Source organism: Pseudarthrobacter ribosi, assembly GCF_055412865.1.
On the sequence record NZ_JBVAYZ010000005.1, the window covers coordinates 35484 to 49135 of the forward strand.

The 13652-nt window shown below is 68.0% G+C and carries 15 protein-coding genes; 5 read left to right on the forward strand and 10 right to left on the reverse strand.

The window, feature by feature from the left end; genetic code table 11:
• Positions 1-63: 63 nt before the first annotated feature.
• The 3 genes from ACZYZ5_RS06660 (at position 64) to ACZYZ5_RS06670 (ending at position 2756) form a co-directional block, all read left to right on the forward strand.
• Positions 64-975, forward strand: coding sequence for a transketolase (locus ACZYZ5_RS06660; protein ID WP_463900259.1), 912 nt, complete (start codon positions 64-66; stop codon positions 973-975).
• Positions 972-1964, forward strand: coding sequence for a transketolase family protein (locus ACZYZ5_RS06665; RefSeq protein ID WP_463900262.1), 993 nt, complete (start codon positions 972-974; stop codon positions 1962-1964). Before ACZYZ5_RS06660 ends, ACZYZ5_RS06665 begins: the two co-directional genes overlap by 4 nt.
• Before the next feature lie 132 nt (positions 1965-2096).
• Positions 2097-2756, forward strand: coding sequence for a GntR family transcriptional regulator (locus ACZYZ5_RS06670; RefSeq protein ID WP_463900263.1), 660 nt, complete (start codon positions 2097-2099; stop codon positions 2754-2756).
• A 3-nt stretch (positions 2757-2759) separates the two neighbouring features.
• Here ACZYZ5_RS06670 and ACZYZ5_RS06675 read toward each other — a convergent pair whose 3' ends face one another.
• The 9 genes from ACZYZ5_RS06675 to ACZYZ5_RS06715 all read right to left on the reverse strand — a co-directional run bounded on the left by ACZYZ5_RS06675 (position 2760) and on the right by ACZYZ5_RS06715 (position 10552).
• Positions 2760-3539 (reverse strand): SDR family NAD(P)-dependent oxidoreductase, encoded by a 780-nt coding sequence (locus ACZYZ5_RS06675; protein ID WP_463900266.1) that lies wholly within the window; start codon positions 3537-3539, stop codon positions 2760-2762.
• An 82-nt stretch (positions 3540-3621) separates the two neighbouring features.
• The gene (locus ACZYZ5_RS06680; RefSeq protein ID WP_463900268.1) at positions 3622-4452 is read right to left on the reverse strand and encodes an anti-sigma factor domain-containing protein; all 831 of its coding nucleotides are present in this window, start codon (positions 4450-4452) and stop codon (positions 3622-3624) included.
• A complete protein-coding gene (locus ACZYZ5_RS06685) occupies positions 4439-5068 on the reverse strand; it encodes an RNA polymerase sigma factor (RefSeq protein ID WP_463900269.1) in 630 nt (209 codons plus the stop codon). The genes ACZYZ5_RS06680 and ACZYZ5_RS06685 overlap by 14 nt, the downstream gene beginning before the upstream one ends.
• Entirely contained in the window at positions 5065-5823 is a 759-nt protein-coding gene (locus tag ACZYZ5_RS06690; protein WP_463900272.1) for a class F sortase, read from the reverse strand. The genes ACZYZ5_RS06685 and ACZYZ5_RS06690 overlap by 4 nt, the downstream gene beginning before the upstream one ends.
• Before the next feature lie 78 nt (positions 5824-5901).
• Positions 5902-6738: a DUF4397 domain-containing protein gene (locus ACZYZ5_RS06695; RefSeq protein WP_463900273.1), complete on the reverse strand. Its 837-nt coding sequence runs from the start codon at positions 6736-6738 to the stop codon at positions 5902-5904.
• Between the two features lie 237 nt (positions 6739-6975).
• Entirely contained in the window at positions 6976-8655 is a 1680-nt protein-coding gene (locus tag ACZYZ5_RS06700) for a DUF4389 domain-containing protein (protein WP_463900275.1), read from the reverse strand.
• Positions 8656-8688: 33 nt separating this feature from the next.
• The gene (locus ACZYZ5_RS06705; RefSeq protein ID WP_463900276.1) at positions 8689-9132 is read right to left on the reverse strand and encodes a flavodoxin family protein; all 444 of its coding nucleotides are present in this window, start codon (positions 9130-9132) and stop codon (positions 8689-8691) included.
• Positions 9129-10184: a zinc-dependent alcohol dehydrogenase family protein gene (locus ACZYZ5_RS06710; protein WP_463900278.1), complete on the reverse strand. Its 1056-nt coding sequence runs from the start codon at positions 10182-10184 to the stop codon at positions 9129-9131. Before ACZYZ5_RS06710 ends, ACZYZ5_RS06705 begins: the two co-directional genes overlap by 4 nt.
• Positions 10181-10552 carry a hypothetical protein gene (locus ACZYZ5_RS06715; RefSeq protein WP_463900279.1) on the reverse strand — a complete coding sequence of 124 codons (372 nt, stop codon included), beginning with the start codon at positions 10550-10552 and terminating at the stop codon, positions 10181-10183. The genes ACZYZ5_RS06710 and ACZYZ5_RS06715 overlap by 4 nt, the downstream gene beginning before the upstream one ends.
• A 331-nt stretch (positions 10553-10883) precedes the next feature.
• Between ACZYZ5_RS06715 and ACZYZ5_RS06720 the strand changes: the two genes are divergently transcribed.
• On the forward strand, positions 10884-12389 hold the full coding sequence (locus tag ACZYZ5_RS06720) for an amidohydrolase (RefSeq protein WP_463900281.1): 1506 nt from the start codon (positions 10884-10886) through the stop codon (positions 12387-12389).
• A gap of 9 nt (positions 12390-12398) precedes the next feature.
• On the opposite strand, the gene ACZYZ5_RS06725 is transcribed toward ACZYZ5_RS06720, so the two are convergent.
• Complete coding sequence (locus ACZYZ5_RS06725) at positions 12399-12908, reverse strand: hypothetical protein (protein WP_463900283.1); 510 nt, start codon at positions 12906-12908, stop codon at positions 12399-12401.
• Positions 12909-13393: 485 nt separating this feature from the next.
• Between ACZYZ5_RS06725 and ACZYZ5_RS06730 the strand changes: the two genes are divergently transcribed.
• Positions 13394-13600 carry a hypothetical protein gene (locus ACZYZ5_RS06730; RefSeq protein ID WP_463900285.1) on the forward strand — a complete coding sequence of 69 codons (207 nt, stop codon included), beginning with the start codon at positions 13394-13396 and terminating at the stop codon, positions 13598-13600.
• Positions 13601-13652: the final 52 nt, after the last annotated feature.

Consider the following 13652-nt stretch of genomic DNA (forward strand, 5'->3'; position numbering starts at 1 on the left):
CACCTACCTCAGGGCCTCGCGGCCTGCCAGGCGGCCCAGCCGCCACATCAGAAAGGGATCATCGTGGTTCTCACGCAAGAAACACACCCCCAAGGCCAAGCCCCCGGCGACGCCGCGGAAACCGCCCCAGAACGCCTCGAACGCGTCAACGGCGCCGCGTACCGGATCCGGCACCATGCCCTGAACATGGGCGAGGTCCAGGGCCAGGGCTACGTGGGCCAGGCCCTGGGCGCGGCTGACATGCTCGCCGCCGTCTACGCCGACCAGCTCCGGTTCCGCGCCGAGGATTCCGAATGGGAGGAACGCGACCGGTTCCTGCTCTCCACCGGCCACTACGCCATCGGGCACTACGCGGCCCTGGCCGAGGCCGGGATCATCCCGGTCCAGGAACTGGACACCTACGGCTCGGACGATTCCCGCCTGCCGATGTCCGGGATGTCCACCTACACCCCCGGCATGGAAATCTCCGGTGGCTCCCTGGGCCACGGACTCTCCATCGCCGTCGGCATCGCACTGGGCCTGCGCCACCAGGGCTCCACGGCGAGGGTCTACAACTTCCTCTCCGACGGCGAACTCGACGAAGGCTCCACCTGGGAGGCCGCAATGGGCGCCCACCACCACCAGCTCGGCAACCTGACCGCACTGGTGGACATCAACGCCCTGCAGGCCGACGGCAAAACCGACACCGTGCTCCGCACCGAACCCGTCACAGAAAAGTGGGAGGCCTTCGGCTGGTACACCCAGCGCGTGGACGGCAACAACATGGCAGCCCTGCTGACCGCGTTCGACAACGCCGCCGCCCAGGCCTCCCTCACCGGACGGCCCTCCGTCATCCTGTGCGACACGAAGGTCGGCCGCGGCGTGCCGCTGCTGGAGGACCGGGAAAAGGCGCACTTCATGCGCATCGAGGAACACGAATGGCAGACCTGCCGCGAACAACTCACCGCAGGACACACAGGAAAGGCCAGCTCATGAGCACCACCGCCGCACCCAAGCTGAAGACCTCGGCCATGATCGCCTCCTTCGCCGACCCCGGCCAGAAAACCGCCTCCGCACCGTTCGGACACGCCCTGGTCAAAGCAGCACAGGAAAACGAGAAAATCGCCGGCCTGACCGCGGACCTGGGCAAGTACACCGACATGCACATCTTCGCCCAGGCCTACCCCGAACGGTTCTTCCAGATGGGCATGGCCGAACAGCTGCTCTTCGGCGCCGCAGCCGGCCTCGCCGAAACCGGCATGGTGCCCTTCGCCTCTACCTATTCCGTCTTCGCTGCCCGGCGCGCCTACGACTTTCTCTGCCTGGACGCCGCCGAACCGAACCTGAATGTCAACATCGTCGGAGGCCTGCCCGGTCTGACCACCGGCTACGGACCCAGCCACCAGGCCACCGAGGACATGGCGATCTTCCGCGGCATGCCCAACCTGACCATCGTGGATCCCTGCGACTCCCTGGACATCGAACAAGCCGTCCCCCAGCTCGCCGCCAGCTCAGGACCCAGCTACCTGAGGCTCCTGCGCGGCAACGTCCCGACCGTGCTCGATGAATACGACTACAGCTTCGAACTCGGCAAAGCCAAGGTCCTGCGCGGCGGCGCCGACGTCGTCTTCATCTCCAGCGGCCTGATGACCATGCGCGCCCTCCAGGCCGCCAAAGCCCTGGCCGCCCACCACGTCGCCGTCGCCGTCGTCCACGCACCCACCATCAAACCCTTCGACACAGCAACAGTCCTCGCCGAACTCAACACCGACCGCCTCGCCGTGACCCTTGAAAACCACAGCGTGATCGGAGGGCTCTTCGAAACCGTCGCATCCGCCGTCGTCACCGCCGGTCTGGGCAAACGCGTGGTACCAATCGCCCTGCCGGACCAGTTCCTCGACGCCGGAGCCCTGCCCACGCTCCACGATCGCTACGGACTCACGGTCCAGAAAATCGTCGCCAAAGTCCTCGCGGAACTCGGATAATACGCGGCCACGGCAGAAGCGCGGCGCGGGCACAGGGCCTGCGCCGCGCTTCTGCCGTAAGATCAACAGTTAACACAGCAACGGTCGACAGTAAGTTGTCAACCGTCACCCGCGACATTGAGGACACCCGCTATGGCCGGAGCTACAGCACCGCTGCTGGGACTCGAGAAGAAGAGTCTCCGCGAACAGGCCCTGTCCGCGCTGCGCATCGCCATCACCAGCGGCGAACTGGAGCCCGGACGGCATCTGGTGGAAACCGAGTTGTCGGACATGCTGCAGATCAGCCGGGGCACGCTCCGGGAAGCGCTGCGCCAGCTGGAACAGGAGGGCCTGCTCTCGGCCGGGCCGCGGGGCCGGCTGTCGGTGCGCCACCTCGATGCCAAGGAAATCCGCGACATCTTCGCGGTGCGTGCCGCGCTCGAATCGCTCGCGGCGCGGACGCTGTGCGAACTGCCGGACCGCGTTCAGGTCACCGCTTCGCTGCGCACCGCGATCGAAGCCATGGCCGCGGCGGCCGAGGGCAGCCTGGAAGAGCGGATCGAGTCCGACCTTGAGTTCCATCGGACGATGTGCCGCCTCACCGGCAACGAAACCCTGCTGCACTCCTGGGAGTCCCTGGAGGGTTCCATCCGCATGTCCATCATGTTCGCGGGTGTGGAGCGGGCCGTCAGCAACATGAGCGTCGACAGGCATTTCGACATTGTCACGGCGATCGAGTCCGGCGACGCCTCGCTCGCACGACAAACCATCCTCGAGCACATGGACGGCGCCGCGGCGAACCTGGTGGCCTAGCCCCTAATAGTCCACAATCGCGCCGGCGGAGATATTGACCGTGGCGTCGGTGATGGCGCCGGCCTTGTCCGAGGCCACGAAGCAGGCGACGTTTCCGACGTCGGCCAGTGTTGCAGTGCGATTCAAGTGGGCGGACTTGGAGATCTCCACGATGATCTCCTCGCGCCCCTCCGTCTGCCACGGGATCGTCTCGATGATGCCGCCGGAAACCATGGTGACCACCCGGATGCCGTGTTTGCCGAGTTCCAGGGCCCACTGCCGGCGCAGCCCGTCCATCGCGTCCAGGGCCACCTTGAAGCCGCCGAGGCCGGGCGCGGTCTGGGGGCCGGAGCCGCCGAACATCAGCACCACGCCCGAGCGCTGCTTGATCATGTGCGTCGCCGCCGCCCGCGTGGTGAGGAAATGGGTGCGGGTCGCCAGGCTGATGGGCTGGGTGAAGTCGTTGACGTCAATGTCCATCAGCGGCTGCTGGATGTCGCCGAAGGAGATGACATTGAAGGAGATGTCGATCCGTTTGTTCTTCTTGGCCACCCGGTCCACGAACGCGTCGACCTGTTCCTCGTCCAGGGCGTCGACGACGGAGGTTTCCGCACGGCCGCCGTCCTCCTCGATGTCCCGGGCCACCTTTTCCAGCCGCGACTCGGTGCGACCGGCGAGGTGGACGAAGGCGCCCTCCGCCGCAAACGCCCGGGCCACGGCTCCGCCGATAGAACCCCCCGCACCGTAGACCAGCGCGGTCTTGCCCTTCAGCAGTCCGTTTCCAAGCACCTCGTTGTTCAGCATGGTCGCCTGCCTCCCGCGGTGGAGTGGTAAATTCCCTCAACTATGTTCTCGCCCGCGTCCGCTGGCAAGAGGGCGGACGGGTTCACGAGGCAAGGGTTCCGCGGACAATGCTCACGCTGGAGTGCGCGGGATTGCCGTCGACCGGCTCGTCCGAGACGTCCACAATCGGGTACTCGCCCAGGTCCAGGCCCACCGGCACCGAGAAAGTCCCGGACTCGGAGGTCATCACGCCCAGGCTCACCAGCCGGGACAGATCCGGCGCGATCAGCCAGACCTCCTGGTATCCTCGGGCCTCGTTCTTGTCGACCCGGACCTCGAGCGTGCGCTGCCCGTCCTCGGTCTCGACGACCCGGGCTGAGCCGGTGGCCGAATGCTGGTCCACGGGCGCAAGTTCGGCCTGCGCGAGCGGGGTCACCGCCGGCTGATTCTGCTGCACGGACCAGAAGACCCCGGCCGCCAGCAGTGCCGCGGACGCTGCGGCCGCCAGCCACACCCCGGGGCGGCGGATCCACCCGGAGCCCCCGCCTGGTTCCCGCTTCCGCGCGGCCCGTTCCTCCCGGGACGGGAGCGGCGTCGGGGAGCCGGCCGGTGACTCTGGCGGCGGCTGTTTCTGTGTCTGTGGCGGCTGTGCCTGTGCTGGCGGGCGGGAGCCCGCCACCGGGGATCCGAGCGGGTCGGCGGCGACGGCGGCGGAAAGCCCCAGGGTGCGGTGAATTCCTGCCCACACCTGCGGTCCCGGTGGCTCCAGCGCGGAGGCGTCGGATGGTCCGGGCTTCGCCGCCACGACGGCTCGGCGGAAGCCCGCGTAGTCCGCTGCACAGCTGGCGCAGGAACGGAGGTGGTCCGCGGCGTCGTCTCCGAGCTCTTCGCCGAGGGCTAGCAGGCTCAGGGACTCCGGATCAAGATGTTGCACGGTCTACCTCCAATCGGGTTCTGAGCTGGGACAGGCTGCGGCGGATGTGGCTTTTGACCGTACCAAGCGGTAGGTCCAGTTTCTGTGAAATCTGCGTATGCGTCAGGTCATCGTAGAAGGCGAGCTTGAGGATGGATCCTTGCGGCTCCCCGAGCCTCTCCAGTTCCCCGTCCAGCAGCAGCCGGTCGGCGAGGACCTCCGCGGCTGCGTGCCCGGCCGCCTGGTCCCGGTCCGGAGAGAGTTCGACGGCGGCGAGCACCTTCCGGGTTTCCCGCACCGAGGCCGCCTGCGCGTCCGTGATCACGTTCCGCGTGATGCCCACAATCCACGCCGGCAGCCGCGCTTTCGAGGGGTCGAAGGCAGACCGCGAGCGCCACACCCGGATGAACACCTCCTGGGTGACATCATCGGCGGCGGCGTTGTCGCGCAGCGAGCGCAGCGCCAGCGTGTGCACCAGCGGCGCGAACTGCCGGTACGCCTCTGCCAGGGCGGTCTCGTCACCGGCGGCGAAGGACTCGTTGAGTCGCGCGTCCCAGGCGGAAGAAGCCTCGAAGGGTGCCAAGCCCGGCTCCTTCCGCCCGCTGGTGGCGACGATGAGCGCGGCATCCTGACTCATGCCGGCACCGCCGTGACAATCACATTGTCGCCGTAGTCCTGTTGTTCGTCCAGCCATCTGCCGCCGCAGGTCACCAGCTTCAGTTCGGGCGGGCCGGCGCGGCGGAAGATGGACGCGCCGTCGAACGCGTCCTTGGCCATGAGTTCCACCCCGGTCACCCGGAACGTCACGGGCGCTGCCCCGTCGCGCTGCACCGTCACGAGGGTGCCGGGCGCGAGAGCTTTGAGTTGGGAAAAAGGCGCCGTGTCGGAGGTCGTGTCGACGTGCGCCGCGACCACCGCGGTGCCGGCGGCGGCTCCGGGCGCCGGACCGAAGCGGTACCAGCCGGCCTCGTTGAACGGCTCGGGGATCTCCATCGCCCCGTCCGGGCTTACGCCCACCTCCACGATCGGCATGTTGATGGTGGTTCCCGCCACGGTGAGGAAGCGCGGGGCCGGGTCTTTGGGCGTCTGGGCCAGTGGAGTGGCCGGCCGGACCGGGATCGCCGGTCCCGGGACGGGGGCGACGGTGGCCTGCGCTGGGGCGGGGGGCTGCGGGGTGCCTGGGGCGGCTGTCTTCGCCCTGGTACTCTCCGTGGCGGTACCCTCCGTGGACACGGGTTTCGGCGGCGCGGTTTCCTGTGGTGCGGTGCATCCCGCGATCAGCAGCGCCATCGTGACGGCGGCGGCCGCGATCCGCGCGGCGGAGACTTGCGCGGATGTCCGCGGACCAGGAGCCGGGGGGCGCTGGGTGGCGCCGGCCCTCGTACCGTTCATCTCCGTCCTCCTGCCGTGTTGAACCTCGTGGGCCGGCCGCCCGGCGGGTAGCCGGGCGGCCGGGCTAGCGGTTGCGGCCTAGCGGGTGCGGCGGAGCGCCGGCTGCTTGCGGGACACGGCGACCCCGCCAGCAAGCAGCAGGAGGGCCGCGGCGCCGATGCCTACGGTGGCTGCTGTCTGACCGGCTGATGCGGTTCCGCCGTCAGCGGCGCCGGAACGTGCTCCGGGAACACCGGCCGGGGCGGAGTGCAGGCCCTCAATGTTCTGCACCGCCACCGCCAGGTTGTTGTCCGCGAGGCTGCCCCACGCGTACACCACCGTGTGGGTGCCTTCCGCGACCGTGACATCGGCCGGGCCGATCACGGGGTCTGTCGTGCCGGCGGCGGCCACGGCAACGGACAGGGTGCCCGGATCCAGCGTCAGGGTCTCCTCATTGGGGTTGGCCAGGCCGGAGATAACGGGGGAGCCGCCGGCGAGGACGTCCACGGCCGGTGCTGCTGCCGTGTGGCGGACCGTGAGTTTGCCCTTGCCGGGATCGATCTGCGAAACGTCGTTCGTGAAGAAGTTGGCCGTCGGTGTGCCCGCGGCGTCGAGGTTGGCCACGGCCGTGTAGTTGCCGCTGGCGGCGAGGGTGACCTTAACCGGCCCGATCACGGGGGCGGACGCGTCCGCGGCATCGGCAGCGGTGATGGCGAGGTCGTAGTCGCCGGCCGGCAGGGCCAGCGGACCGGCCAGGGTGCCGGGGGCGAAATCGTCGAGGGTGCGTTCGCCGTTGACCCAGACGTCGACGGTCAGTCCCGGCACGGCGTGAAGAACGGAAAGCTGGGCATCGGACTCGGCCGCCTGGGCGGGGCCGGCAAGGGTGAGAGCTGCCGCGATGGCCACGGCGCCTGCTGAGAAAAGGCTGGTACGCATTTACATCTCCTTCAACGGCCCGCCAGGCGGGCGATTTTTGCTTACACCCCTACTACCGGCGCACGGGCGCGTTTGGATGCACATGCATGTAGGTATCTTTTAAAGGAGATGCGGGCACCGGCGACGGGGCGCAGCTGCGAAGCGTTCGGAGCGCGCCGCGGTGGGCGACGGGGCGCAGCGAAGCGGCCGGGCGGCTCTGGTGAGCTGCCCGGCCGCGGCTGGAGCTGCCCCGGTGTCCTAGGCGCGCGGCGGGCTGTCCGGGCCGGCGGGGGCGTCCGGTTTGTCCGGGCCGGCGGCGGCGGGCCCGCCGATACCGTAGAAGCCTGCCTGGCCTCCGGCTGGCCCGGCCGTGGCCGCGCCAATCCCGCCGGCGCTTGCCCCGCCTGGAACTGGGGCGTATTCGGGGCCGGCCGGAGGCGCCGCCGGAGGAATCGCAGGGGCGTCTCCCGGATCCCGCGGCCCCATGTCCAGGCGGAACGGCGGGTATTCGTCGCGCATCAGGGAAACGTACGCGGCAACACGGTAGATCCAGCGGTTCAGGCCCAGGAGGAAGTCGAAAAGACCCCGCGAGTACACGCCGGTGAACAACAGGATGACCCCGGCGATGAAGACCAGCAGCCCGAACAGGGAGAGCCCCGTACCCACCTGCACCCAGTCACCGTCGCGGTACACCCAGGTCTGGGCGGTCCCGGTCAGCAGCGCGATGATCAGCAGGTGCGGGATGGCCAGCAGCCAGGCCTTCACCAGCACCAGGCCGCGGGAGAGTTTCTCGGGATAGTCGACGTCGAAGTCAGCCGGGTAGTCGGTGCGCTCCAGCGTGAAGGGCGGATAGATGTCCGTGCCGAGCGCCCCGTACGAGTAGAAGGCCACCCGCCAGCTCCAGCGGATCACCCCGACGTTGAAGTTGAAGAGCGAGCGCGGGTAGCGCCCGGTGAAGAGGATCGCGAACCACGCCACGATGGTGACCACGCCGAAGGCGAACCAGAGGAAGAACAGGACGATGAAGTGCGGGATCGCCAGGAGCCATTTAACCAGCCACTTCCAGCGGGACAGGTTCGGGTCGAGGTGTCCGCTGAGCCGGGCGGGATAGACGACGCCCGCACCCGGCGGGGCGCCCGCAACGGCGCCCGGCACCGCACCCGGCACCGCGCCCGCCGCATAGAGCTGTGGTGCGGAGGCCGCGGACGAGGGCTGCAGTTGGCCGGGCCGGGGCTGCGGCTGGCCGGGCTGGGGAGGCCCTTCCTTGCCGCGGCCAAGCCCTGCGGCCCCAAGCACGATCAGCGGAATGCCGATGAGCAGGAACAATATTCCGCCGACCAGCAGCCCGACAAAGACAGGCCACAGCAGGTTGGACCGGGCTCCGGCTTTCATGTCCACGACCACGGGGGCACTGGCGTCGGCGTTCATGATGACCACAGCCCAGCTGCCGGACCTCAGGTCCCATTCGAGCTGCTGCTCCCCCGTGCCGGTGGCGGATGCGGCCCAGAACCCCTGGTCCGCGGGCCTCGCCGGAACCTGGGTGCCGGCCACGTCCCGGTAGTCCACCCGGAAGGGGTTGAACCGCACATCGGTGATCTCTGAGTGGCTGACGCCGTTCAGATAGGCCGCCACGTCGCTCCGCGGCCCGATGCCGATGAAGATTTCCTTGCCGGCAGCCGCCGAGCCGCCCAACATGACACTTCCCACGACGCCGACCGGGGCCGTGGCCGGCACGCCCTCGTCGGCCATGATGTCCAGACGGGGTGTCGTCAGGGCATAGGAGTTCGTGGCGTAACGTTCCGATGGTGTCGTGAAGTAGCCGTTGTCGCGTTGCAGGTAGTTGGCGAACCCTGCGGCGCCGGCCGCAGCCAGCAGCCCCAGTCCGAGAAGTGCGCTGAGCGTGCCCAGCACGAGCATCACTATCCGGCCTGGTCGCATGGCCGCCGTCCTTTCAGATGCAGATCAGTTCACTCAGCTCCAAAGTGAGGTGAGGAGGGTTCGTGCCCAGCCTCCCGCTTTCTCGATTTCGCCGTCGCGCAGCGGCCCTTCGTTTCCCTTCATGTAAAAGGGCATGGGTTCGGCGATGATGTCCGCTCCGCCCGCCTTCAGGGCATGCGCTATCCTCTTGGCGGCATCGCCGTGGAACATCCGAACACGGGTGTCGAATGCCGCGGCTTTCACTCCCTTGAGGGAACCGTCTCCCAGAGCCGAGAGGAGCGCGGTGATCTTGGGCGTCGGGCGCCAGCCATTGATGGGGCTGCCGACTACGAGGAGGTCCCCCGCCGCGAGCGCGCCGGGCTTAAAGTCGCCGACCGGAACCGAAATCGCCTGCAGTCCGTCAAGCGAATTGGCGATCGCCTCGGCTACCGATCGGGTGTTGCCGTGCGCCGAATCGTAGACGACCAGGGCTTTCATGCCGTGATCACAACCTTGAGCGCCTTGGTTTCCGCGGCCCGGGCGAACGTGTCGTATGCCTCCAGGAACTGGTCGAAGCTGAAGTGGTGCGTGGCGAACTTCTCCGCCGGCACCTTCTTCTGGGCTACGAGTTTGAGCAGCATCGGGGTGGTGTTGGCATTGACCAGGCCCATGCTGATGTTGATGTTCTGGATCCAGAGGTTTTCCACATGCAGCTCCACGGACTTGCCGTGCACGCCGACGTTGGCCACATTGCCGCCCGGGCGCACGATATCCGTGCACATGCTGAACGTCGCCGGGATGCCGACCGCCTCTATCGCCACATCCACGCCCTGCCCGTCGGTAAGCGCGAGCACCTGTTCCTTCCAGTCAGCGTCGCCGGAAAGAACGACGTCGGTGGCGCCGAACTCGCGGGACTTGTCCAGCCGGTTCGAGTCAAGGTCGATAGCGATGATGGTGGCGGCTCCGTAGAGTCCGGCGGTTGCAATGGCGGCGAGGCCCACCGGTCCGGCACCGACGACGGCGACCGTGTCGCCGGGCTTGACGCGACCGTACTGGACCCCGATCTCGAAGCCGGTGGGGAGGATGTCGGAGAGCATGACGGCCTGTTCGTCGGTGACGCCCTCGGGGAGCAGATGGAGCGAGTTTTCGGCGTAGGGGACGCGGACGTACTCGGCCTGCGTGCCGTCAATCAGGTGGCCGAACACCCAGCCGATGCCCGAGGCCCCTTCCTCACCCATGCAGTGCGAGTACAGGCCGGTCTTGCAGTTGGCGCAGTGGCCGCAGGACTTGATGCAGGAAATGATGACGCGGTCTCCCACTTTCAGGCTGGTCACGGAGGAGCCGATTTCGGTGATGGTCCCAACGCCTTCGTGGCCCAGGATCCGGCCCTTGGTCACCGCGGGAACATCGCCCTTGAGAATATGGAGGTCCGTGCCGCAGATCGTGGTGGTGTCCACTTTGACGATTACGTCACTGGGATTCTGGATCTTCGGATCGGGAACGTCCGTCCAGGACTTCTCACCGGGACCGCCATAGACGAGGGCTTTCACGCGTTCTCCCTTATTCTGCGGATGTTCGGCGGATCCACGATGCGCAGCCGGCACGGGGTTAGCGTGCCGTCGATGCCGGATGACACGACTGAGCGATTGGCATGGTCGTGAAGTTCCTCGATGGCCTCGGCCGTCACGCGGGCGTGGGCGAGGTCCACCACGATTTCGTACCCGGGAAGCTTCGCGGTCACGCGGCGGCAGACGACGTAGAGGGCCCTGATATTTGCGGGCGTAACGACGCCGCGCACATTGACCCTCGCCGACTCCTCAAGGGCGTCAATCCGGATGAGCACCCTGATGCGCGGATCCCCGTGTGAGGGGTGCGCGTAGTAGGCGCTGGACCGGGTTCCGTGCTGCCTGTGCGTCATACGGCGTCAGAGCTCCCGCGCAGCACGTGGGCGGACTCGAGAATGTAAGAATCGCTGATAGCAGTCATGTTGGTGCGGTCTCCTGCCCTGGTCCCGCAGACACGGGCAGTGCAGAATGCCTTTTCCTTCCCCAAGGTTCGAGCGAGACCGTACAACTGACGAGCAAGCGGTTCATCCCCAATGGCCGTGCAGGAACCGCCCCAAGTTCAGCTTGGTCCGTGGGTGTTCCCTGGGCAAGGGGCGAAAGTCCCTTGTCCGGGGGCACTAACGAAATCCGGCGGCTGCGCGGTCCGGATTGGCGCGGCGCGTTCCCGCCCATAGCCTGTTCCCTATGCCTGAGATACCTGCCGCTGCCGTGACCCGCCACCTCGTGCTCGCCTCGGCGCGGATTCCCGGTGACACCGCGGTGTACGACGTGCACGTGACCAACGGGGTGGTTTCGCGGATCACTCCCGCCGGAATGTCCGGCATTCCAGCCCCGGTGGTCAACCTGGACGGCCGCTTCGTTATCCCGAGGCTGTGGGATGAACATGTCCACATGACGCAGTGGGCCCTCGCCGCCAACCGGATCGATCTTTCCGGTGCCGCCTCGGCGCGCGAGGCGGCCGACGTCGTGCGTTCCGCCCTGTCCGGCCCCGGCCTTGCCGGTGAAGGGGCCGGCGGCCTGACGGTGGTGGGTGTCGGTTTCCGGGATGCCGTCTGGGCGGATGGTCCCAGCCTGGAGCTGCTCGACGGCGCCACCGGCGGCCTGCCGACGGCGCTGCTCAGCCATGACCTGCACTGCGTCTGGCTCAACCGCGCCGCGGCGTCCCGCTACGGCATGCCGGTGGACTCCTCCGGGCTGCTGCGCGAGGAGCCGGCCTTTGAACTGACCCGTGAGCTAGGCAAACTGCCGGACGCCGTGGTGGATGCCTGGGTGCGGGAGGCCGCGCGGGCGGCGGCCGCCCGCGGGATCGTGGGGATTGTCGATTTCGAAATGACCTGGAACCGGGACGTGTGGCTGCGCCGCGTGGCGCGCGGGTTCGATTCCTTCCGCGTCGACGCAGGCGTCTACCCGCAGGACCTGGCGCGGGCCGTCGCCGAGGGGATGCGGACCGGGCAGGAGCTCGACGGCGGGGCGGGGCTGCTGCGGGTCGGCCCGCTGAAGGTGCTGATTGACGGCTCGCTGAACACGCGCACGGCGTACTGCGTGGACCCGTACCCGCACGGCGGCCGCGGGCTGCTGACCGTGAGCGAGGCGGAGCTGCTGGAGTTGCTGGTCCGGGCCCGGGAGTCCGGCTTCGTACCGGCGGTGCACGCGATCGGCGACGGCGCGAATGAGGTGGCGCTGAATGCCTTCGCGGCGGCCGGGATCGCCGGCCGGATTGAGCATGCCCAGTTTGTCCGGGGCCAGGACTTCGCGCGCTTCGGCGAGCTGGGGCTGACCGCGAGTGTCCAGCCCACACACGCCCTGGATGACCGTGATGCTGCCGATTCCAACTGGGCCGGGCGCACGGACCGGGCGTTCCCGCTGCGGTCGCTGCTGGCTGCCGGGGCCACCCTGGCGCTGGGCTCCGATGCGCCGGTGGCGCCGCTGGAGCCGTGGACCGCCATGTCGGCGGCCACCACCCGGGCGCGCCAGGACGGGCGGGCCCCCTGGCATCCGGAGCAGGCGCTCACACGGCAGGAGGCCCTGGCCGCGTCAACGCGCGGGCGGGGCAGGATCCGGGTGGGGGATACGGCGGATCTAGTGGTGCTCGATGGCGACCCGCTGGCGGTAGCGGACGCCGTCTTTGCGGCGATGCCCGTGGCCGCGACGCTCGTGGCCGGGCGGTTCACGTTCCGGGGCGGCGTCTGACCGGCTGAGTCAGCCTGCCTTGACCCGCGACTGGACCAGGTTGCCGAACGGCAGCCGCCCGTACTCATCCATGAACGCCGCGTGGTAGCCGGCTTCGGCCGCATTGAGCTGCTCAACCGGCAGCTCCTTCCACGCGACGATCAGCGCGCCGGCCGCGGCTAGCTGCCAGATCAGCCTGCCGTCCCAGTGGCCAGGTGGCTTGCCTTTGCCGAAATCGACGAATTCCTGGACCTGCCGGCGCAGCCCACGGTTGCCCTTGCTCCCTGGGCCGGCCTTGCCCAGATAGAGGACGTCGGCCCCGTCGACCCACTCGGCGGCGAGCTCATCTGTCTTCAGGGTGGGGTCCTTCTTCTTGAAGATGCCGGCGGTGCTCTTGGCCAGGAACTGCGGGCGGAAGCCATCCGGCAGCAGCACAGCGAAGATCCCGGGTTTCTGCGGGATTCGGTTGATGTCAAGGTCCCCGAGCGGCCGGAACCCGGTAAACCCGTCCTGCTTCAGTGACTGTCTGTTGATCGGCATGGGTTCCTTGGGTCGAGGGCGCTGCGTTCCTTCAAAGCTTACGGATGCGCGGCTTCCGTGGCCGCTCCAGCGCGCGCCCCCGGGCCGGCGATAGCTGCCACCCGGTGGCCCCAGGGCGACCAACGCCGTAAGGGCGGTGGGGTGGGGACCTGGGATCGGTACGGCCCGACGCCTGTGACACCTCTGTCGAGCGTCCGAATCAGGTTGGCGGACCGGATTCGGCCATAAGGCGGAATCCCACGAACCCTGCACTTAAGCGAAAGGCCTGCAGGTACCTTCGCGATCTCGCTATGAGACGGCTCGGACATTTTCATGTCCAGAACGACCCGGCTTAATCCAGTGGCTACCTACAGGCGTTTTAAGCGTACGCCCGGACCGCCGACATGGGTAGGGCCCGAGTTGACTCATAAAAAACCTCCGCATAGCCGGATACGTTGCCTCATGGGAAAAGGTCCGGCAAGGCTGGCCGCGGACATCCTTGAGGAATGGGATTGACGATGGGTGAGCGCAAGGCTGTCACGAAGCATCTGGCCGAGTCCTACCGGGCGGGCGACCGGGCCAGGAAGGGGCGGATCCTGGATGAGCTGGTCGAGCTGACCGGCTGGCACCGGGATCATGCCCGGGCGGGTTTGCGGCTTGCGCTCGATCCGCCGCGGCCACGGCCCGTCAGGCCGGGTCGTGCACCGGTTTAACCATGTAAGCGAGTGGTCCGCAAGGGCGAATCAACGACCCAATGGCCCCGCA

Bases quoted from the DNA above. Each gene is read 5' to 3' on its own strand.
- ACZYZ5_RS06670 (WP_463900263.1), top strand. From the start codon at position 2,097: ATGGCCGGAGCTACAGCACCGCTGCTGGGACTCGAGAAGAAGAGTCTC.
- ACZYZ5_RS06715 (WP_463900279.1), bottom strand. From the start codon at position 10,552: ATGACGCACAGGCAGCACGGAACCCGGTCCAGCGCCTACTACGCGCAC.
- ACZYZ5_RS06695 (WP_463900273.1), bottom strand. From the start codon at position 6,738: ATGCGTACCAGCCTTTTCTCAGCAGGCGCCGTGGCCATCGCGGCAGCT.
- ACZYZ5_RS06690 (WP_463900272.1), bottom strand. From the start codon at position 5,823: ATGAACGGTACGAGGGCCGGCGCCACCCAGCGCCCCCCGGCTCCTGGT.
- ACZYZ5_RS06720 (WP_463900281.1), top strand. From the start codon at position 10,884: ATGCCTGAGATACCTGCCGCTGCCGTGACCCGCCACCTCGTGCTCGCC.
- ACZYZ5_RS06705 (WP_463900276.1), bottom strand. From the start codon at position 9,132: ATGAAAGCCCTGGTCGTCTACGATTCGGCGCACGGCAACACCCGATCG.
- ACZYZ5_RS06665 (WP_463900262.1), top strand. From the start codon at position 972: ATGAGCACCACCGCCGCACCCAAGCTGAAGACCTCGGCCATGATCGCC.
- ACZYZ5_RS06725 (WP_463900283.1), bottom strand. From the start codon at position 12,908: ATGCCGATCAACAGACAGTCACTGAAGCAGGACGGGTTTACCGGGTTC.
- ACZYZ5_RS06685 (WP_463900269.1), bottom strand. From the start codon at position 5,068: ATGAGTCAGGATGCCGCGCTCATCGTCGCCACCAGCGGGCGGAAGGAG.
- ACZYZ5_RS06675 (WP_463900266.1), bottom strand. From the start codon at position 3,539: ATGCTGAACAACGAGGTGCTTGGAAACGGACTGCTGAAGGGCAAGACC.
- ACZYZ5_RS06700 (WP_463900275.1), bottom strand. From the start codon at position 8,655: ATGCGACCAGGCCGGATAGTGATGCTCGTGCTGGGCACGCTCAGCGCA.
- ACZYZ5_RS06730 (WP_463900285.1), top strand. From the start codon at position 13,394: ATGGGATTGACGATGGGTGAGCGCAAGGCTGTCACGAAGCATCTGGCC.